The organism is Streptomyces buecherae (assembly GCF_014295035.1).
Lineage (GTDB): Bacteria > Actinomycetota > Actinomycetes > Streptomycetales > Streptomycetaceae > Streptomyces > Streptomyces youssoufiensis.
This window is the reverse complement of record NZ_CP060404.1, coordinates 2,246,350-2,265,633: the sequence shown is the minus strand read 5'-3', so window position 1 is coordinate 2,265,633 and position 19,284 is coordinate 2,246,350. Positions and strand designations below refer to the sequence as shown.

Below are 19,284 nucleotides of genomic sequence, written 5' to 3'. Positions count from 1 at the left end.
CGCCCCGTGCGCCGGGCGAACCGGTCCGTGGGCATCCCCACACGCCCGCCGCCCCGTTCGGCGGCCGACAGGAGTAAGACTGGCAGGGGGCGCCCTGCGACCGGCGAACGCCGGCACCCCTGGCGCCCCCACCGAACCGCCCGGCGCAGGCCAGCGCGGAGCGGAGCGCGGACGGCACCGGAGGGGCCGCCGTACGGGGCCGAGCCGGCGCCGTGGCGGAAGCCCGACGGCCCCGCGGCCTGGTGGCCCCCGTGCCGCCGCCCTTACGTTCCGTACGCAGAACGTTTTCGTACGCAGACCCGACGATCGAAGGAGACACGGCCATGGACGCTGTGACCCAGGTCCCCGCGCCGGTGAACGAGCCGGTGCACACCTACGCACCCGGCACTCCCGAGCGCGCCCGTCTTGAGATCAAGCTCAAGGAGCTTGGCGAGAACCCCATCGACCTGCCGATGACCATCGGTGGCGAGAAGCGGATGGGCGGCGGCGACCGCTTCGACGTCGTACAGCCGCACAACCACGCCGCCAAGCTCGGCACCTACGGGAACGCCACCGCCCAGGACGCCCAGGACGCGGTGGACGCCGCGCTGGCCGCCGCCCCCGCGTGGCGCGCCCTTGCCTTCGACGACCGCGCAGCGATCATCCTCAAGGCCGCCGAGCTGCTCTCCGGCCCCTGGCGCGAGACGCTGGCCGCCTCCACCATGCTGGGCCAGTCCAAGACCGCCCAGCAGGCGGAGATCGACACCCCCTGTGAGCTGGTCGACTTCTGGCGCTTCAACGTGCACTTCGCGCGCCAGATCATGGCCGAGCAGCCGATGGCCAACGCCCCGGGCGTGTGGAACCGCAGCGACCACCGGCCGCTCGAGGGCTTCGTCTACGCCATCACCCCGTTCAACTTCACCGCCATCGCCGGCAACCTGCCGACCGCCCCGGCGCTGATGGGCAACACGGTCGTGTGGAAGCCGTCCCCGACCCAGACCCACGCCGCCGTGCTGCTGATGCAGCTCCTGGAGGAGGCCGGGCTGCCGAAGGGCGTCATCAACCTGGTGACCGGCGACGGTATCGCCGTCTCCGAGGTGGCCCTGAACCACCCCGACCTGGCGGGCATCCACTTCACCGGCTCGACCAAGACCTTCCAGTACCTGTGGAAGACGGTCGGCAACAACATCGAGAAGTACAAGACCTACCCGCGTCTGGTCGGCGAGACCGGCGGCAAGGACTTCATCGTCGCCCACCCGTCCGCCGACCCGGCGGTCCTCAAGACGGCGATGACCCGTGGCGCCTTCGAGTTCCAGGGCCAGAAGTGCTCCGCCGCCTCGCGGGCCTACGTGCCGCGCTCGCTGTGGGAGAACGGACTCAAGGAGGAGTTCGCCGCCGAGGTGGACGCCCTGACCATGGGCGACGTCACCGACCTGTCGAACTTCATGTCGGCCGTCATCGACGAGCGGTCCTTCGCGAAGAACAAGGCCGCCATCGACCGCGCCAAGGCCGACCCGACGATCGAGGTCGTCGCCGGCGGCACGTACGACGACAGCGTGGGCTACTTCGTCCGTCCGACGGTGCTCGTCTCGACCGACCCCGAGAACGAGATCTTCAAGGACGAGTACTTCGGTCCGATCCTCGGCGTCTTCGTCTACGACGACGAGAAGTACGACGAGATGCTCACCCAGATGGAGTCCGCCTCGGCGTACGGCCTGACCGGCTGCGTCATCGCGCGGGACCGCGCCGCTGCCGCCGCCGCCTGTGAGGCGCTGCGCTTCGCGGCGGGCAACTTCTACATCAACGACAAGCCGACCGGCGCCGTCGTCGGTCAGCAGCCGTTCGGTGGCGGTCGTGCCTCGGGTACGAACGACAAGGCCGGCGCCAAGCAGAACCTGATGCGCTGGACCTCCACCCGCTCCATCAAGGAGACCCTGGTCCCGCCGACCGACTACCGCTACCCGCACATGGGCTGATCAGCCCCACACGCCGACCGGTCCGACCCGGTCGGTCCGGTCCGGCGCGCGCCACGCGTGCGCGCCACCAGCTTCCGCCCCCGTCTGGTCCCCCAACCGGCCGGGGGCGGAGGTGTACCCGGCGCCAGCGCCCGTCGCCCCGGGCGCGCCCCGTACGCGGCGGCCCCGCCCCGCCCGTCTCGCGCATGCCGCGCGGCCCGCGCGTCCGGAGCGCGCTTCCCACGAGTGGCGTAGCGCACCGACCGCGCGTCGGACGGGGGCCGGGGGTGTCCAGCAGGCGGGACGCGCAGGGCAGGTGCCAGCGGAGCCTCGGTAGTGCCCCCGTCTCAGATAGTAGGAAGTCCGAGTAATGGGGCAGACAGCTCCGCTTCGCTGGCTTACGTTTGTGGAAGCCGAACGTCTCGCTCCATCGAGCGACGGCGGATGAGCCGGCTGCGTCGCGCAGGTGACCCCTGCCGTATCCAGGCTCCCGCCCTTCCGGCGATTCCATTCCCCTTCGGGTTCTGGCATTGGCATTGGAGACGTGCATCATGGCCGACACCGTTCGCAGGATCAGGCACGCTGCCCGCCGCGACGACGACACCGACCGCAAGAACGCCGCCGCCGCGCTCCAGCGCGCGCTCGACCGCCGCGACAACGGCGGCTCCACCGGTCACTGACACCGACTCACACCCCGGACGCACGCCCCGGGCCCCCGCCACCCGTACCACCGATCCTCCCCGGGGGCACGGGGCACGGGGCACGGGGCACGGGGCGGGCGTCGCGGGCCCGCCCCGTGCCCCGTCGCCACGTCGCCCCGTCGGCGCCCAGCCGGCGACGACGCCGCGGTGCGGTGGGGCGGCGCGGCGGTCACGCGCGGCCGTGCCGCCGCGAACGCGTGATCTCGAAGTGGTCCACGCGCTCGCCGCTCTCCGCCAGGGTGGTCACCCGCATCCGGGGTCGCGCGCCGGCGCTCACGCTGACCGCGACGAAGGAGAAGCCCGTGAAGCGCACGCGGGACCACTCCACGTCCTCTTCGCTCTTCTCCGCCTTCTCCGCCTTCTCCGCGCCCTTGACCCAGTGGTACGTCCGCACGTGGTCGCGGTCCCTGACGTGCCCCTCGTAGCTGTCCGGCACCGGAAAGCTGTAGAGCGCCTTGCCCGCGCCGCCCGCCGTGACGTACACGATGCCGTCGCGTGCCGGGTCCACGCTCTCGCCGATCGGCACCTCCTTGGCCACCGCGCCGCCGCGCAGCGCGTCGGTGCGCTCGTAGACGTGGTTGTGGCCGTTGATGACCAGGTCCACCTGGTGCTTCTCGAACAGCGGCACCCACGCGTCGCGCACGCCGCCGTCCGAGGCGTGGGCGCTGGTGGTCGAGTAGGCGCAGTGGTGGAAGAAGACCACGACGAAGTCGATGCCCGCGCTCCGGCGCAGCTCGCCGAGGCGCCGGTCGAGCCAGGCCGTCTGGCGCCCGCCCGTGTAGCCGAGGTTGGCGGTGATCTCGTACGAGACGTCGTTGGCGTCGAGGGCGACCACGCCGACGTTGCCGTAGGTGAAGGAGTACACGCCGGGGGCCTCGCGCGGGTCGGGGCCGTTGTCCGGCAGCGTCCAGCGCGCGAGTTGGCCGCCGTAGCCGTTGGGGCTGTACCACGCCTCCATGTCGTGGTTGCCGGTGGTCACCATCCACGGCACCCGCGCGGCGACCGATTCGGTCTGCGCGAGGAACTGGTCCCACACCCGCGCGTCGTAGACGTCCGACTCCTCGCCGTGCCCCGTGGTGTCCGCGTAGCACAGGTCGCCGGCGTGCAGGTGGAACGACGGGTTCTGGCCGAGGATCAACTGGTCGTTGGCGAGCGCGTCGTAGCTGACGCCCTGGTCGCCGAAGGCGGTGAAGACGAACTCCTCGGGCCGCGCGGGGGCCGTCCGGAAGCTGCCGATCGTCGCGAGGCGGCTCGGGTCGGTCGGGTCGAAGCCGTCGTGGCCCAGGCCGTAGTAGTACGTCGTGCCGGGGCGCAGCCCGTCCAGCGCGGCGTGCAGGTAGAACTGCCGCACCGTGGGCAGCTTGTCGGACAGTGCCGGCGTGTGCAGGTCGCGGACCTCCGCCTCGATCTTCCGGCTCAACCGCCAGGGTTCGACCCCGATCCGTACGTACGGCCGCCGCACGGCGAACGGGACCTGCCACGAGATGCGCATCTGGGTCTTCGGGTCGGCGCCGAAGGCCAGGTGGCGCCCGAACGGGGCGACGAACGAGCCGTCGACGCGCTCCGTGCCGGGGGCGTGCGCGGCGGCGACGGGGCGGGGGTCGGCGTTGGCGGAGCCGGCGAGCAAGCCGGCTCCGGCGACCGTGCCCACGGTCGCCGCGCCGGTGCGCAGGGCGCCGCGCCGCGACAGCTTGGCGCGCAGGTAGGCGTGTTGTTCCGGCATGGACATCCGGCGGGCCAGCTCATCGGGGATGCCGACCCGGGGGAGATCGGCGGAACCAGGGGAGTGGGGGCCCGGCCGGCGGGAATGAGCGGTCATGCCAGGAAAGCTCCCAGCCGCGACCAACTCCGTGCTGTATCGCGGCCGTATCCGGAGTGAACGCCACTTGTCCGGCCAGCGCCCGTCCGAATGATGGACATGACGTGTCAATGAATGGGACGAAGAGTAGGGTCCTCGCATGTCTCGCAGCATTCGCCTCGCAGTGATCCCCGGTGACGGAATCGGCCAGGAAGTGGTGGCCCAGGGCCTCAAAGTGCTCTCGGCGGTGCTTCCGCAGGACGTGAAGCTGGAGACCCGGGAGTACGACCTCGGCGCGCGGCGCTGGCACGCGACCGGGGAGACCCTGCCCGACGCGGAACTTGAGAGCCTCAAGGACCACGACGCGATCCTGCTCGGCGCGATCGGCGACCCCTCCGTGCCCTCCGGCGTCCTGGAGCGCGGCCTGCTGCTCAAGCTGCGGTTCGCCTTCGACCACTACGTCAACCTCCGCCCCTCCAAGCTCTTCCCGAACACCCCGACGCCGCTCGCCGGCCGCCCCGAGATCGACTTCGTCGTGGTCCGCGAGGGCACCGAGGGTCCGTACACCGGCAACGGCGGCAGTCTGCGCACCGGCACGCCGGCCGAGGTCGCCACCGAGGTGAGCGTCAACACCGCCTACGGCGTGGAGCGCGTGGTGCGCGACGCGTACGAGCGGGCCAACGCCCGCCCCCGCAAGAAGCTGACGCTCGTGCACAAGAACAACGTCCTGGTCTACGCCGGCCACCTGTGGAAGAACATCTTCGACCGGGTCGGCCAGGAGTACCCGGACGTCACCACCGACTACCTGCACGTGGACGCGGCGACGATCTTCTTCGTCACGCAGCCGGAGCGCTTCGACGTCATCGTCACCGACAACCTCTTCGGTGACATCGTCACCGACCTGGCCGCCGCCGTCACCGGTGGCATCGGGCTGGCCGCCAGCGGCAACATCAACCCCACCGGCGCCTTCCCGTCCATGTTCGAGCCGGTCCACGGCTCGGCCCCCGACATCGCGGGCACCGGCAAGGCCGATCCGACCGCGACGGTGCTCTCCGTCGCGCTGCTGCTCCGGCACCTGGGGTACGAGGCGGAGGCGGCCCGCGTCGAGACCGCGGTCACCGAGGACCTGGCCGCCCGCGACGGTGTGACCCGGACCACGGACGAGATCGGCGACGCGCTCGCCATCCGCGTCACGGCCTGACGCGTGCGCCGCGTGCCCGGCGTGTGACGAACACGACGCGCCGGCCGGCCATACGGACCGCTGCCTCGGGGCCCCGTGCTGACGCGCGGGGCCCCGAGGCGTCCGCACGCGGACGACCGCTCTGCCGTGCCGCTGTCGTTTCCTGTACGGGGCGCCGCGCGGCACCGATCCTCCCTGGGGGCACGGGGCACGGGGCACGGGGCACGGGGCACGGAGCACGGAGCACGGGGCGACGTTCGTACGAGGCGAGGGGCACGGGGCGCCGGGGGCAAGGGGAATCGTGGTCCGTGCGGCGCGGGTCGGGGGTGATCGAGGCGCGGCCTGGGCTCCGTGGGCCGGCGGAGGCGGGGCCCGGCCCGAAGCGGACGGTCGTTCGCTTCCCGGGCGGTGGCCACGGGCGCGAACGATGATTGGGAGCCTTCTCACCGTCGCTGTGCTTCCGCGCGGCGGGGTGCGACCATCGAGGTCAGGCCCGCGCGCGCCGAGGTGCGGCCTTGTGTTCCCTGGGCGGTTGCGCACGAGCGATAATCGAACGTGGGGCCGCAACACAAGGCGAATCTTGGACGTTATAGCCGACTGACAGGGACGGAAGTGAGCGCGGTCCGCCGAACCCACCTGGTGAAGGACACGTACTCATGACGACGACCACGATCGAGCTCAAGCCCTCCTCGCATCCGCTGCCGGCCGCGGAGCGCGAGAAGATTCTGGCCAGCCCCGGGTTCGGCCGCCACTTCACCGACCACATGGTGACCATCAAGTGGACCGAGGGCCGCGGTTGGCACGAGGCCCAGCTCGTTCCGTACGCGCCGCTGTCGATCGACCCGGCCAACATGACGCTGCACTACGCGCAGACCATCTTCGAGGGCCTCAAGGCGTACCGGCAGCCCGACGGCACCGTCGCCACCTTCCGCCCCGACGCCAACGCCGCCCGCTTCCAGGCGTCCGCCCGCCGGCTGGCCATGCCCGAGCTGCCGGTCGAGACCTTCATCGCCGCCTGCGACGCCCTGGTCACCCAGGACAAGGCATGGGTGCCGGCCAGCGGTGAACAGTCGCTGTACCTGCGGCCCTTCATGATCGCCACCGAGGTCGGCCTCGGCGTGCGCCCGGCCAACGAGTACTTGTTCGTGGTCATCGCGTCCCCCGCCGGCGCCTACTTCCCCAGCGGCGTGAAGCCGGTCTCGGTGTGGCTGTCCGAGGAGTACGTCCGCGCGGCCCCCGGCGGCACCGGCGCCGCCAAGGCCGGCGGCAACTACGCCGCGTCCCTGGTCGCCCAGGCGCAGGCCGCCGAGAAGGGCTGCGACCAGGTGGTCTGGCTGGACGCCATCGAGCGCCGCTGGATCGAGGAGATGGGCGGCATGAACCTCTACTTCGTCTACCGCTCGGGCGACGCGGTGCGCATCGTCACCCCGGAGCTGTCCGGCTCCCTGCTGCCCGGCATCACCCGCGCCTCGCTCCTCAGGATCGCCGAGGACCTGGGGTACGAGTTCGAGGAGGGCCGCATCTCCGTCGACGACTGGAAGAACGGCAACGCCGACGGCTCGCTGACCGAGGTCTTCGCCTGCGGCACCGCCGCCGTCATCACCCCCGTCGGCTCCGTGAAGTCCGCCCGCGCGGACTGGACGGTGGGCGACGGCCAGCCCGGTGAGATCACCATGAAGCTGCGCACCGCGCTGCTGGACATCCAGACGGGCGCCGCGCCCGACACCCACCACTGGATGCACCCGCTGGGCTGATCAGCACCGGTCAGCACCGGTCAGCGCCAGTCGACACCGGTCGCCACCGACCGCCGACGGGCCCGCCCGACGTCGCCGCCACCGCGCGCGTGGGCGGGCCCTCGCGCGTCCCGTTCACCACGGCCCCGCGCCCCACGGGGAGGTGTCAAGCCCCCGTGCTCCGCGCCCCGTGCTCCGTTGCGAGCCGGCGCACCGCGCCCCGTGCCCCGTGCCCCGTGGGGCCAGCGCCCGTCCTCCGTTGCGGGCCCGTGCCCCGTGCCCCGTGCTCCGTGGGGGCCGGCGCCCCGCGCTCCGTGCCCCGTTGCGGGCCGGCGCCCTGCGTCCCGTCGGGGCGCGTGCTCCGTCCCCCGTCCGAGTGGTCGCGCTCCGTGGCCCCGTACGCCGTCGCCCGGTCGGACCGCACCACGTCGGCGGGAGCGGCGCGCGGCGGCCCGGCCGGGAGCTCCCGCATCGTGAGACGGGCGGGTGTCGCACCGGGGCGTGTGGCACACTCCTGCCGTGCTCTCGTTCGCCATGATTATTGGCAGCAGGCGCGCCGGTCCGCAGTGACCGCCCCGTACGAACCGAGTACGGCGCGGACACCGTCGTCCCAGACCCGCGCGCAGACCTCTCGCACCCGCGAGGGGTTTTTTCGTTTCCTGGACCATCTGCCCAGGGGACGGAGCGCACGGGAGCATAGTGGGGACGGTGGAACCGGTCATTCCGGTAGACCGAGATCCCGACAGGAGCCAGATCAGCATGACGGACGCACTCGACGACAACTTCCACGTGTTCGACACCACGCTGCGCGACGGAGCGCAGCGCGAGGGCATCAACCTCACCGTCGCGGACAAGCTGACGATCGCCCGGCACCTGGACGCGTTCGGCGTGGGGTTCATCGAAGGCGGCTGGCCCGGCGCCAACCCCCGGGACACGGAGTTCTTCGCCCGCGCCCGCGCCGAGATCGACTTCCAGCACGCCCAGCTCGTCGCGTTCGGCGCGACGCGCCGGGCCGGGACGCGGGCCCAGGACGACCCGCAGGTGCGGGCGCTGCTCGACTCGGGGGCGCCGGTCATCACGCTCGTCGCCAAGTCCCACGACCGACACGTGGAACTCGCCCTGCGGACCACGCTGGAGGAGAACCTGGAGATGGTGCGGGACACCGTCTCCTACCTCCGCTCCCAGGGCCGGCGGGTGTTCGTCGACTGCGAGCACTTCTTCGACGGTTACCGGGGCAACCCCGACTACGCCAAGCAGGTCGTCGGAGCCGCGCACGAGGCGGGCGCCGACGTGGTCGTGCTGTGCGACACCAACGGCGGCATGCTGCCCGCCCAGGTGCAGGCGGTCGTCGCCACGGTGCTCGCCGACACCGGTGCGCGCCTGGGCATCCACGCCCAGGACGACACGGGTTGCGCCGTCGCCAACACCCTGGCCGCCGTGGACGCGGGCGCCACCCACGTGCAGTGCACGGCCAACGGCTACGGCGAACGGGTCGGCAACGCCAACCTGTTCCCGGTCGTCGCCGCCCTTGAGCTGAAGTACGCCAAGACGGTGCTGCCCGCGGGGGTGCTCGCCGAGATGACGCGGGTCTCCCACGCCATCGCGGAGGTCGTCAACCTCACGCCCTCCACCCACCAGCCCTACGTCGGCGTCTCGGCCTTCGCCCACAAGGCCGGCCTGCACGCCTCGGCGATCAAGGTGGACCCGGACCTGTACCAGCACATCGACCCGGAGCGGGTCGGCAACACCATGCGCATGCTGGTCTCCGACATGGCGGGCCGCGCCTCCATCGAGCTCAAGGGCAAGGAACTCGGCATCGACATCAGCGACGACCGCGCGCTGGTCGCCCGGGTCGTGGAGCGGGTCAAGGAACGGGAGTTGGAGGGTTACACGTACGAGGCCGCCGACGCCTCCTTCGAGTTGCTGCTCCGGGCCGAGGCGGAGGGTCGGGCGCGCCGGTACTTCCGGGTCGAGTCCTGGCGCGGCATCGTCGAGACCCGCCCGGACGGCACGCATGCCAACGAGGCGACGGTGAAGCTGTGGGCCAAGGGCGAGCGCATCGTGGCGACGGCGGAGGGCAACGGCCCCGTCAACGCCCTGGACCGGGCGCTCCGGGTGGGCCTGGAGCGGATCTACCCGCAGCTCGCCGGCCTGGAGTTGGTCGACTACAAGGTCCGCATCCTGGAGGGCCGGCACGGCACCGAATCCACCACCCGGGTGCTGGTCTCCACCAGCGACGGCCGGGGCGAATGGGCCACGGTGGGCGTCGGCGACAACGTGATCGCCGCCTCCTGGGAGGCGCTGGAGGACGCGTACACCTACGGCCTGCTGCGCGCGGGCGTCGAACCGCAGGAGTAGGCGGCGCGCGGCGGGACGGCCCCGAAGCGGGGGAGTGCCGGCCGGCCGGGGCGGCGCGCCCCGCCCCGGCCGCCCGACCCCGCCGCCCCGTCCGCCCGGCCCCGTCGCCCCCTGCCAACCGCCCCGTGCCGACCGGGCCCGGCACGCGTGGGGTGCGGGGTACGTCGCAACGCACCGCGGCCCCGGCCGGCCCACGGGGGAGGGCTCGGACGGGGCCGCGGAGTTCGGGGGTCAGGCCGCGGGGGCGGCCTTGACGGCGGAGATGTCGAAGGTGAGCTTCACCTTGTCGCTGACCATGACGCCGCCGGTCTCCAGGGCGGCGTTCCAGGTCAGGCCCCAGTCGGAGCGCAGGATGGTGGCGCTGCCCTCGAAGCCGACGCGCTCGGCCCCGTAGACGTCGGTCGCCGCACCGTTGAAGTCGAGGTCGATGCTGACCGGCCGGGTGACGTCCTTGATGGTCAGGTCGCCGGTGACGCGGAAGCTCTCGTCGTCGGTCTGCTCGATGCCGGTGCTGCGGAACGTCATCAGCGGGAAGCGCTCGGCGTCGAAGAAGTCCTCGCCGAGCAGGTGCGCGTCGCGGTCCTTGATGCCGGTGTCGACGCTGGCGATCCTGACGTCGATGGTGGCGCTGGAGCGGGCCGGGTCGGCACCGTCGAGGCGCAGGGCGCCCTCGTGCTCGATGAAGGAGCCGCGCACGTTGGTGACCATCGCGTGGCGCACCGTGAAGCCGATGCTGCTGTGCGCCGGGTCGATCGTGTACTCACCCGTGAGCCCCGCGAGGGCCGGGTTCGCCTGGGGCGTCGCGGCGTCGACGACGGCGGTGCCAGTGGCGGCGGCAGCGGCCGGGGCGGTGGTGTTGCGCTTGCGGTTGAACAGAGCCATGGCTCCTCCTCGGGGCGTTGTTGTTCAAGCTTCAACGAAATTCATCGTAGGGGCATTCCGTTCAATTTTCAACCTTCTCGTTTCCGGATCGCCCCGCGCCCTGCTCGCACGCGGTACCCCGCGCTCCGCGCCCCGTAGCTCCGTGCCCCGTGCCCCGTGCCCCGCGCCCCGTGGCTCCGCGCTCCGTGCCCCGTGCCCCGCGCTCCGTGCCCCGCGCCCCAGGTGGGCCCCCGCTCCCCGCCCCATGCCCGGCCCCGCCCCGCGTCCGGCCCCGCCCCGCGTCCGGCCCCGCCCCGCGTCCGGCCCCGCCCCGCGTCCGGCCCCGCCCCGTACCCACCCCGCCCCCTACCCGTGGTGCTCCGTTCATGCCGGACCTCTGGCGGACGCGCGTAGAACTCGGGCATCATCCTGGGGCTCCACCTGCACAGCAGACCCGCCCCACCGTCCGGTCCGTCCCCAGCAGGAGGTTCCCCCATGGATCACGCGCTGTCCGGCAGTCGCCGCCCGCGCCGCGTCGTTCGCTCCCTACTCACCGCCCTCGCGCTGGCGCTCGGCGCCCTGTTCGCGCCCGGAGTCGGCGTCGTCGGCGGCGCCACCGAGGCGCACGCGGTCACCAAGCTGAGCCACGCGCAGGCCACCGCGATGTTCCGGGACGCCGGGATCACCTGGTCGTCCTCCGGCGGCTGTTCCGACCGGAACCAGCCGAACTGCACGTCGTTCACGCAGCTCAACCTGAGTTCCGCGCAGGGCGCCCAGACGCTGAAGCAGGCCAGCCGGTGCGCGCTGAACATCACCGGCGGCACCGAGACCGGGCACGCCAGTGGCACGTACAGCCACTGGAACGGCTACAAGCTCGACTTCAGCCTTTCCACCTGCCTGTCGAACTACATCACCGGCACGTTCGCGTCCATCGGCGGATCGAAGTGGAAGTCGGCTTCCGGCAACATCTACTACCGGGAGAGCAACCACTGGGACGTGACCTACTACAACTGCGGCGGCTGCTGACCCCGCCCACCCCCTACCGCCTTGGCCCCGCCATCCGCCCCGTTGAGGCGGCCGGCGGGGCCGCTCGAACGTGCGTCGCTGTGGGAGCGGCACGAGGGCGGCCCCTATGCTTTGTGGGGTATACACAGGGGAAAATGGGGGTTAGCGGTTCGACAATGCGGGAAGGGTGCCGCGCAGTTCTGCCGCCTGTGACACGAAAACGTGCACGACGTTGTAGGGAAACGACATGAGGTTCCCAGCCTCGGGGAACGTACCGTCTTGGCATGACCAATCTCGAAGGTGCGCCCGTAGCGGCGAGTGACGTCCGTGGGCGCGTCGCCGAGCTGCACGCCATTCGCGAGCAAGCTCGGCGCGGCCCGAGCGAGCGGGCGACCGAGGCGCAGAAGGCCAAGGGCAAGCTGACGGCCCGGGAGCGGATCGACCTCCTGCTCGACGAGGGCTCCTTCAACGAGGTCGAACCCCTGCGGCGACACCGCGCGGTCGGCTTCGGCCTGGAGGCCAAGAAGCCCTACACCGACGGCGTCATCACCGGCTGGGGCACGGTGCACGGCCGCACCGTCTTCGTCTACGCGCACGACTTCCGGATCTTCGGTGGCGCGCTCGGCGAGGCCCACGCCACCAAGATCCACAAGATCATGGACATGGCCATCGCGGCCGGCGCCCCCCTGGTGTCCCTCAACGACGGCGCCGGGGCCCGTATCCAGGAGGGCGTCTCCGCGCTCGCCGGGTACGGCGGCATCTTCCAGCGCAACACCCGCGCCTCCGGCGTCATCCCGCAGATCTCGGTGATGCTCGGCCCGTGCGCCGGCGGCGCCGCGTACAGCCCCGCGCTGACCGACTTCGTGTTCATGGTCCGCGAGACCTCGCAGATGTTCATCACGGGCCCCGACGTCGTGCAGGCGGTGACCGGCGAGAAGGTCTCCCAGAACGGGCTCGGCGGCGCCGACGTGCACGCGGAGACCTCGGGCGTGGCTCACTTCGCCTACGACGACGAGGAGACCTGCCTCGAAGAGGTGCGCTACCTCCTCTCCCTGCTGCCGCAGAACAACCGGGAGAACCCGCCCGTCGCCGAGGCGGCCGACCCCGCCGACCGGCGCGGCGAGGCGCTGCTCGACCTGGTGCCCGCCGACGGCAACCGGCCGTACGACATGCGCAAGGTCATCGAGGAGATCGTCGACGACGGCGAGTACCTGGAGGTCCACGAGCGCTGGGCGACCAACATCATCTGTGCGCTCACCCGGCTCGACGGGGCCGTCGTCGGCATCATCGCCAACCAGCCGCAGTCGCTGGCCGGCGTGCTCGACATCGAGGCGTCGGAGAAGTCCGCGCGCTTCATCCAGATGTGCGACGCCTTCAACATCCCGCTGATCACCCTGCTCGACGTCCCCGGCTTCCTGCCCGGTGTGGACCAGGAGCACGGCGGCATCATCCGGCACGGCGCCAAGATGCTGTACGCGTACTGCAACGCCACCGTGCCGCGGATCTCGGTGATCCTGCGCAAGGCGTACGGCGGCGCCTACATCGTCATGGACTCCCAGTCCATCGGGGCCGACCTCACCTACGCCTGGCCGACCAACGAGATCGCCGTGATGGGCGCCGAGGGCGCGGCCAACGTCATCTTCCGCAAGCAGATCGCCAGCGCGGACGACCCGGAGGCCATGCGCGCCCGCATGGTCAAGGAGTACAAGGCCGAGCTGATGCACCCGTACTACGCCGCCGAGCGGGGCCTGGTCGACGACGTGATCGACCCGGCCGACACCCGCGAGGTGCTGATCCGATCCCTGGCGATGCTGCGCAACAAGCACGCCGACCTGCCGTCCCGCAAGCACGGCAACCCGCCGCAGTAACCGCCGTAGTAATGGAGACGAAGAGCCTGTGAGCACCGCAACCGAGCCCACCGCACACACGTCGACCGACACCGTTGTCCGGGTGGAGCGGGGCCACGCCGACGCGGAGGAGCTGGCCGCCGTCACCGCGGTCCTGCTCGCCCGCGCCGCCGCCACGCAGCACCTCACGGCGCCGGCCGCGCCCCGCCGCTCGACCGCCGGCTGGCGCCGCCTGGAGCGCACGCCCGGCTTCCGGGCGCCGCACAGCTGGCAGGGCTGACCGGCCCGCCGGACGGCGACCAGCACGAAGCCCCCGTTGCTCCTCGGAGCGGCGGGGGCTTTTCGGGTTCCGCGCGGGCCGGCGGTTCGCGGTCGGGGAGCGCGGCCGGCCGGGGGAGGGGCGCCGCGTGCTGCGGCTCGTCCCCGCCCCGGCCTGCGTCGGGCTAGCGGAGGCGGGCCATCAGCGCGTGCTCGACCAGGGTGATCAGCGCGCTCTTCGCCTCGTTGCGGTGCCGGGCGTCGGTGACGATGATCGGCGCGTCCGGGCCGATCTGGAGCGCCTCGCGCACCTCGTCGGGGGTGTACGGCTGGTGTCCGTCGAAGCCGTTGAGGGCGATGACGAACGGCAGGCCGGAGTTCTCGAAGTAGTCGACGGCCGGGAAACAGTCGGCCAGTCGGCGCGTGTCGACCAGCACCACGGCGCCGATCGCGCCGCGTACGAGGTCGTCCCACATGAACCAGAAACGGTCCTGCCCGGGCGTGCCGAACAGGTACAGGATCAGGTCCTGGTCGAGCGTGATGCGGCCGAAGTCCATGGCCACCGTGGTGGTGGTCTTGTCCGGCGCGTGCGTGAGGTCGTCGATCCCCGCCGATGCGGAGGTCATCACGGCCTCGGTGCGTAGCGGGTTGATCTCCGAGACCGCGCCGACGAACGTGGTCTTGCCCACGCCGAAGCCGCCCGCCACCACGATCTTCGCGGAGGTGGTGGAGCGGGCTGCACCGCTAGAGCTTGCGAAGTCCACTGAGCACCCTTTCGAGCAGTGTCACGTCAGGCTGACCGCCGGCGGTCTCGTCGCCGCCGGGCTGATGGATGGCGACGAGCCCCGCCTCGGCCAGGTCGGCGACGAGGATGCGGGAGACGCCAAGGGGGATGGAGAGGAGTGCGGAGATCTCGGCGATCGACTTGATCTCCCGGCACAGGTGGCAGATCCGCTGGTGCTCGGGGAGTTGGCCCTGGAGCTGGGACGGATCGGCGGTGGTGCTCACCAGCGCCTCGATGGCGAGCTGGTAGCGCGGACGCGTGCGGCCACCGGTCATCGCGTACGGGCGCACCAAGGGGTTGTGCGCGCTACCGGCGGGCGCCGGCTCCGGCTCGTGCCGCTGCGGCGGCACCGGTTCGACGCGCGGGCTGTGCGGATGGCGCGGCCCGGCGGGCGGTTCGTAACCCGGCTGGGGCTGCGGCTGTCGTTGCGGCTGCGCGTGGCGGCCCGGCTGCTGGTGCGGCTGGCCGTAACCCTGCTCGTACGGCTGCTGGTACGGCTGTTGCGGATAGGACTGCTGTTGCGGGTCGGCGCGCCACGAGCCACCCGGCCGCCGCGCGCCGTACTGACCCTGACCCGGCTGACCCTGGCCCTGGCCCGGCTGGCCCGGCTGGCCCGGCTGACCCTGGCCCGGCTGGCCCGGCTGGCCCTGGCCGTACTGGCCCGGGCCCGGCTGGCTCTGCTGGGGGTGCGACTGGTCGGCCGCGCCCGGCTGGCGCTGGGCCGTGGGCCGGACCCGACGGCTGGGCGCGGAGGGGAAGTTGAACCGGTTCAGCGGCGCCTGGCCCTGGGGGTCAGGCTGCTGCCCTTCGCCGTACGAATAGCCGCTCGGGGGCGTTGCCACGGTTCCTCCTCCAACTCGCCTGTCTGCCGGTCGCGCCACCGCACCCTATGGCGCGGTGGCGCGAAACGCACTGTTTGTTTGCTAGTTGAGAAGGCTCCCTTGCAGTTCCGCGCGGAGATCCGGAGTGAGGACACCGCCGGTGCGGTCGACGAGAAGGGCCATTTCGTAGCCGACGAGACCGATGTCGCACTCGGGGTGAGCGAGTACGGCCAGCGATGACCCGTCGGAGATGGACATGATGAAGAGGAAGCCGCGTTCCATCTCGACCACGGTCTGGTTCACGGCGCCGCCCTCGAAGATGCGGGAGGCGCCGGAGGTCAGCGAGGTCAGACCGGAGGCTACGGCCGCCAGTTGGTCGGCCCGGTCACGGGGGAACCCTTCGGACATCGCCAGAAGGAGTCCGTCGGCGGAGACCACCACCGTGTGGGACACCCCTGGGGTGTTGTCCACGAAGTTGGTGATCAACCAGTTCAGGTTCTGCGCCGCCTGGCTCATCGGGCTCACACTAACGCTCCTGATCGTAGGTGCTGCCGGGGCCGAAGCCCTGTTGGTCATGCTGGTGGTGCGTGCTGTTGTCGGCGCCCGCGTTGCGCCCCTGTTGGACCCCGCGCCGCAGATTACTCAACCTGCCGCGGATGTCCTCCGGGGACCGCGAAATCTGTGGTCCGCCCTGCTGGCTCTCCTCGGCGGTGCCCTCCACCAGATTGGCCTTGGGGACGCGCCTCGGCAGCCCGGACGGAGTCACTCCGCCTGCCTTCGGCTCACGTAGCTGCTCGGCACGGTGCCAGCGCTCGTCGTTGGCCGACTGCCAGCCGGAGTCCGCCTGCTGCGGCGTGTGCTGCTGCTCCGGCTCCGCCTGCTCCTCGGGTCCTGGGTGTGCTGACTCGGTGTGGTCCGCCGCCGCGTCCGCGACCTCGGTCCCGTCCGAAGCCCGCCACTGCTTGCCACGGCGCGGGAGGCCCGCCTCGGTGACCGAGTCGATGCCGCTGGGCGATGGGCCCGGACGGTGGAACTCTACGCGCTCCGGGCCGTCTTCCGCAGCGCTCGGGAAGGGTTCCGTTTGCGCTCCGTGCGGGTCGGCGACGGACGCCTGGTACGCGTCGGACGCGGCCCACTCACCCTGGTGACCCCGCGCGTCGTGCGGGACGTAGGGCTGCTGCCCGGTCTCGGACTGATCCGCGTAGTCACCTTCCGGATACGCACCGTCGCGGGAGCCGTCGGAGAGGTAGCCACCGTGCCGCGGCAGCCCGTCCGGCGTCGGCGCGGTCCCCGCGTCCGGGAGCGGGGACTGGCCGGTGTGCTCGTGTTCCGGCAGCCCCGCGTACGGGGCCGGCGCCGCCGCCCCGTGCCCGGCGTCGTCCGGGTAGCCGGTCGCGGTCGCCCCGCCCGGCGCGGACGCGTAGCCGGCGTCGTACCCACCGCCCGGCCCGGCGTCGTAGCCGACGCCCGGCACCGCGTCGTATCCCGCGGCGCCGTCGTCACCGGTGGGGAAACCGGCGCCCCGCTCGGCCCCGTAGGGCTGCTGGCCAGGCGCCGCCTGGCCGCCGCCGTACTCGCTCCCGTACTCGCCGCCGAAGCTCCCGCCCGGGGCGCTCTGGTACGGGGCGGCCTGCTGGCCCTCGTACCCGGCGCCCTGCTGACCCTCGTACGGAGCGGCGTGCTGGCCCTCGTACGTCGGGTGGCCGGCGTCGTCGAAGCCCAGCTCCGCGGCCGTGCGCGGGGCGTTCGGCTGTCGCGGCGACGGGGGCGCGGGCTGCTCGGGGACGATCGGCGAGACGGCGAAGTCCTCCTGGGGCGCGTCGTCGCCACCACCGCCGTGCGTGATCGGCTCGGGCAGCATGACCAGCGACGTGGTGCCGGCCTGCTCGCCGGCGGGGCGCAACTGCACCCGGATGCCGTGCCGGTTGGCCAGCCGGCCGACCACGAACAGGCCCATGCGCTGGGAGACCGCCACGTCGACGGTGGGCGGGTGGGCCAGCCGGTGGTTGATGTCCGCGAAGTCCTCGGCGGTCAGGCCGATGCCCTTGTCGTGGATCTCGATCATGACCCGGCCGTCGGGCAGCCGGGTCGCGGTCACCCGCACCTTGGACTGCGGCGAGGAGAACGTGGTGGCGTTCTCCAGCAGCTCGGCCAGCAGGTGCACCAGGTCCGTGACGGCGTTGCCGTGGATCTCGCTGTCCGGGACGCCGGCCAGCTCGATCCGCTCGTAGCTCTCCACCTCGGACGAGGCGGCGCGGAGCACGTCCACCAGCGGCACCGGCTGGTTCCAGCGCCGGCCCGGCTCCTCGCCCGCGAGGACGAGGAGGTTCTCGCCGTTGCGGCGCATGCGGGTGGCCAGGTGGTCCATCCGGAACAGGTTCTCGAGCTGGTCCGGGTCGGCCTCGTTGTTCTCCAGCGTGCTGATCAGCGTGAGCTGGCGCTCGATGAGGCCCTGGTTGCGGCGCGAGAGGTTGGTGAAGATCGCGTTGACGTTGCCGCGCAGCAGCGCCTGCTCGGCGGCGAGGCGCACCGCCTCCTGGTGCACGTGGTCGAAGGCGCGGGCGACCTCGCCGATCTCGTCCCGGGTGGCGATCGGAATGGGGGTCACCCGGGTGTCGGTGCGCCCCGGCTCCGTGCGCGAGAGCTGGTCGACCAGCTCGGGCAGCCGCTGCTCGGCGACCTCCAGCGCGGCGTTGCGCAACTGGCGCATGCTCCGGCTCATCGAGCGGGCCATCAGGCCGGCCACGATGAACGCGGCCAGCAGCGCCACCAGCACGATCGCGGAGTTGACGAAGGTGTCCCGGCGGGCGTCGGACGAGATCTGCGCCGCCTCGTCCACCGCCTTGTCGGTCAGGCTCTCCTCGACCGTGCGGTAGGCGTCGAACGTGGCCGTCGAGGCGTCGAACCAGGCGGCGGCGGTGATGCCCTGGTCGCGCAGCTCGGACGGCTTCGCGCCGGAGCCGATGGCCTTGGCCATGGTGTCCGTCGACGGCGGCGCCGTGAACTTCTCGCCACGGCCCTCGGCGCGCTCCCGCGCGTCGGCCACCTTCTTCTTGCCGCTCTCCTCGGCCTCCCGCAGGAGCCGCTTGAGGTGCGCGGTGTCCGCGTCCATGCCGCCGGATCCGAACTCGAGGAGCGCGATCCGCTCCAGGTAGGCGTACGAGGAGAAGGCGGTGAGCTGGGCGACGCGGTCCGCCTCGCTGGGGCCCGGCTTGGTCAGCAGGTGCGCGCCGATCGAGCGCTGCAACGATTCGGCCGCCTTGGCCAGGGAGATCGCGTAGACCGTACGGCCGTAGGAGGTGATGTTGCCGGTGCCGAGGCCCAGTTCGTTGGAGAACTCCATCAGCGGGTGCTGGACGGTGACGTACCCCTCCTCGGTCTGCACCCCCGGCAGCCGCGAGCTGAAGGCGTTCTGGCGCAGCGAGGACAGCCGCGGCTCCACGGCGCGGAACGCCTTGAGTCGGCGCTCCAGCCCCGCGTCGTCCGGCATGTCGCGCGCGAAGCGGTCGAACTCCTTGGCCGCCGCGTCGGTCGTCCGCCGGGCCTGCCGCATCTCGTCGGTCTCGCGGCCCTCGAGCAGCGGCACCGTGGACACGTCCCGCTCGTTGATCAGCGCCTGACCGTACGTGGCCGCGGCGCGCACCAGCCCGGCCGTGCGCTCGGCGTCCTGCGCCTCCTGCCACGTCTCCACGGACGAGGCGACGCGGAAGCCGCCGAAGACCAGGGCCACCAGGACCGGGATGAGCAGGATCGCGTTCAGCCGGACCGGGACCCGCCAGTTGCGCGGGGACCAGGGGCCGCCCTGGGGCGGCGGGGCATCAGGTGCCGCGTCAGGCGATGCCACCGTGCGCGATGGCGGCGTGAAGTTGCCCCGCGCCTGACCCTGTGGGGTCCGTGGCTGGGGCGACCCCGTCGCGGGCGCCGTTGTGCTTCGCCTCACTAACCAACAACCTCTCGGCGTCGGCACTTGATGTTGTGCCGTTCTCTGCTGAGCCCTTACCGCT

General features: G+C 72.1%; 14 protein-coding genes. 8 read left to right on the top strand and 6 right to left on the bottom strand.

The window, feature by feature from the left end; genetic code table 11:
- Nucleotides 1-323: 323 nt before the first annotated feature.
- Entirely contained in the window at nucleotides 324-1,955 is a 1,632-nt protein-coding gene (gene pruA, locus H7H31_RS08275; protein WP_187063758.1) for an L-glutamate gamma-semialdehyde dehydrogenase, read from the top strand.
- Nucleotides 1,956-2,485: 530 nt separating this feature from the next.
- Entirely contained in the window at nucleotides 2,486-2,614 is a 129-nt protein-coding gene (locus tag H7H31_RS34550; protein WP_261905843.1) for a hypothetical protein, read from the top strand.
- A gap of 190 nt (nucleotides 2,615-2,804) precedes the next feature.
- On the opposite strand, the gene H7H31_RS08270 is transcribed toward H7H31_RS34550, so the two are convergent.
- Nucleotides 2,805-4,454 (bottom strand): purple acid phosphatase family protein, encoded by a 1,650-nt coding sequence (locus H7H31_RS08270; RefSeq protein ID WP_187063757.1) that lies wholly within the window; start codon nucleotides 4,452-4,454, stop codon nucleotides 2,805-2,807.
- Nucleotides 4,455-4,593: 139 nt separating this feature from the next.
- Between H7H31_RS08270 and H7H31_RS08265 the strand changes: the two genes are divergently transcribed.
- The 3 genes from H7H31_RS08265 to cimA all read left to right on the top strand — a co-directional run bounded on the left by H7H31_RS08265 (nucleotide 4,594) and on the right by cimA (nucleotide 9,704).
- Nucleotides 4,594-5,634, top strand: coding sequence for a 3-isopropylmalate dehydrogenase (locus H7H31_RS08265; protein ID WP_187063756.1), 1,041 nt, complete (start codon nucleotides 4,594-4,596; stop codon nucleotides 5,632-5,634).
- 635 nt (nucleotides 5,635-6,269) lie between these two features.
- Complete coding sequence (locus H7H31_RS08260) at nucleotides 6,270-7,367, top strand: branched-chain amino acid aminotransferase (protein WP_187060304.1); 1,098 nt, start codon at nucleotides 6,270-6,272, stop codon at nucleotides 7,365-7,367.
- Between the two features lie 738 nt (nucleotides 7,368-8,105).
- Nucleotides 8,106-9,704 (top strand): citramalate synthase, encoded by a 1,599-nt coding sequence (cimA, locus tag H7H31_RS08255; protein WP_187060302.1) that lies wholly within the window; start codon nucleotides 8,106-8,108, stop codon nucleotides 9,702-9,704.
- A gap of 231 nt (nucleotides 9,705-9,935) precedes the next feature.
- Here cimA and H7H31_RS08250 read toward each other — a convergent pair whose 3' ends face one another.
- Nucleotides 9,936-10,586, bottom strand: coding sequence for a YceI family protein (locus H7H31_RS08250; RefSeq protein WP_187060300.1), 651 nt, complete (start codon nucleotides 10,584-10,586; stop codon nucleotides 9,936-9,938).
- Nucleotides 10,587-11,060: 474 nt separating this feature from the next.
- On the opposite strand from H7H31_RS08250, the gene H7H31_RS08245 reads away from it, so the two are divergent.
- From H7H31_RS08245 to H7H31_RS08235, 3 genes are all read left to right on the top strand, one after another.
- Complete coding sequence (locus H7H31_RS08245; RefSeq protein ID WP_187062365.1) at nucleotides 11,061-11,591, top strand: hypothetical protein; 531 nt, start codon at nucleotides 11,061-11,063, stop codon at nucleotides 11,589-11,591.
- Nucleotides 11,592-11,854: 263 nt separating this feature from the next.
- Complete coding sequence (locus tag H7H31_RS08240) at nucleotides 11,855-13,438, top strand: acyl-CoA carboxylase subunit beta (RefSeq protein WP_187062364.1); 1,584 nt, start codon at nucleotides 11,855-11,857, stop codon at nucleotides 13,436-13,438.
- Nucleotides 13,439-13,466: 28 nt separating this feature from the next.
- The gene (locus tag H7H31_RS08235) at nucleotides 13,467-13,697 is read left to right on the top strand and encodes an acyl-CoA carboxylase subunit epsilon (RefSeq protein WP_187062363.1); all 231 of its coding nucleotides are present in this window, start codon (nucleotides 13,467-13,469) and stop codon (nucleotides 13,695-13,697) included.
- A 163-nt stretch (nucleotides 13,698-13,860) separates the two neighbouring features.
- On the opposite strand, the gene H7H31_RS08230 is transcribed toward H7H31_RS08235, so the two are convergent.
- The 4 genes from H7H31_RS08230 to H7H31_RS08215 all read right to left on the bottom strand — a co-directional run bounded on the left by H7H31_RS08230 (nucleotide 13,861) and on the right by H7H31_RS08215 (nucleotide 19,220).
- Entirely contained in the window at nucleotides 13,861-14,439 is a 579-nt protein-coding gene (locus tag H7H31_RS08230) for a GTP-binding protein (RefSeq protein ID WP_176164313.1), read from the bottom strand.
- Nucleotides 14,420-15,301, bottom strand: coding sequence for a DUF742 domain-containing protein (locus tag H7H31_RS33775; RefSeq protein WP_232109737.1), 882 nt, complete (start codon nucleotides 15,299-15,301; stop codon nucleotides 14,420-14,422). The genes H7H31_RS08230 and H7H31_RS33775 overlap by 20 nt, the downstream gene beginning before the upstream one ends.
- A gap of 81 nt (nucleotides 15,302-15,382) precedes the next feature.
- A complete protein-coding gene (locus tag H7H31_RS08220; protein ID WP_176164315.1) occupies nucleotides 15,383-15,805 on the bottom strand; it encodes a roadblock/LC7 domain-containing protein in 423 nt (140 codons plus the stop codon).
- Between the two features lies 1 nt (nucleotide 15,806).
- A complete protein-coding gene (locus H7H31_RS08215; protein WP_187062362.1) occupies nucleotides 15,807-19,220 on the bottom strand; it encodes a sensor histidine kinase in 3,414 nt (1,137 codons plus the stop codon).
- Between the last annotated feature and the right edge of the window lie 64 nt (nucleotides 19,221-19,284).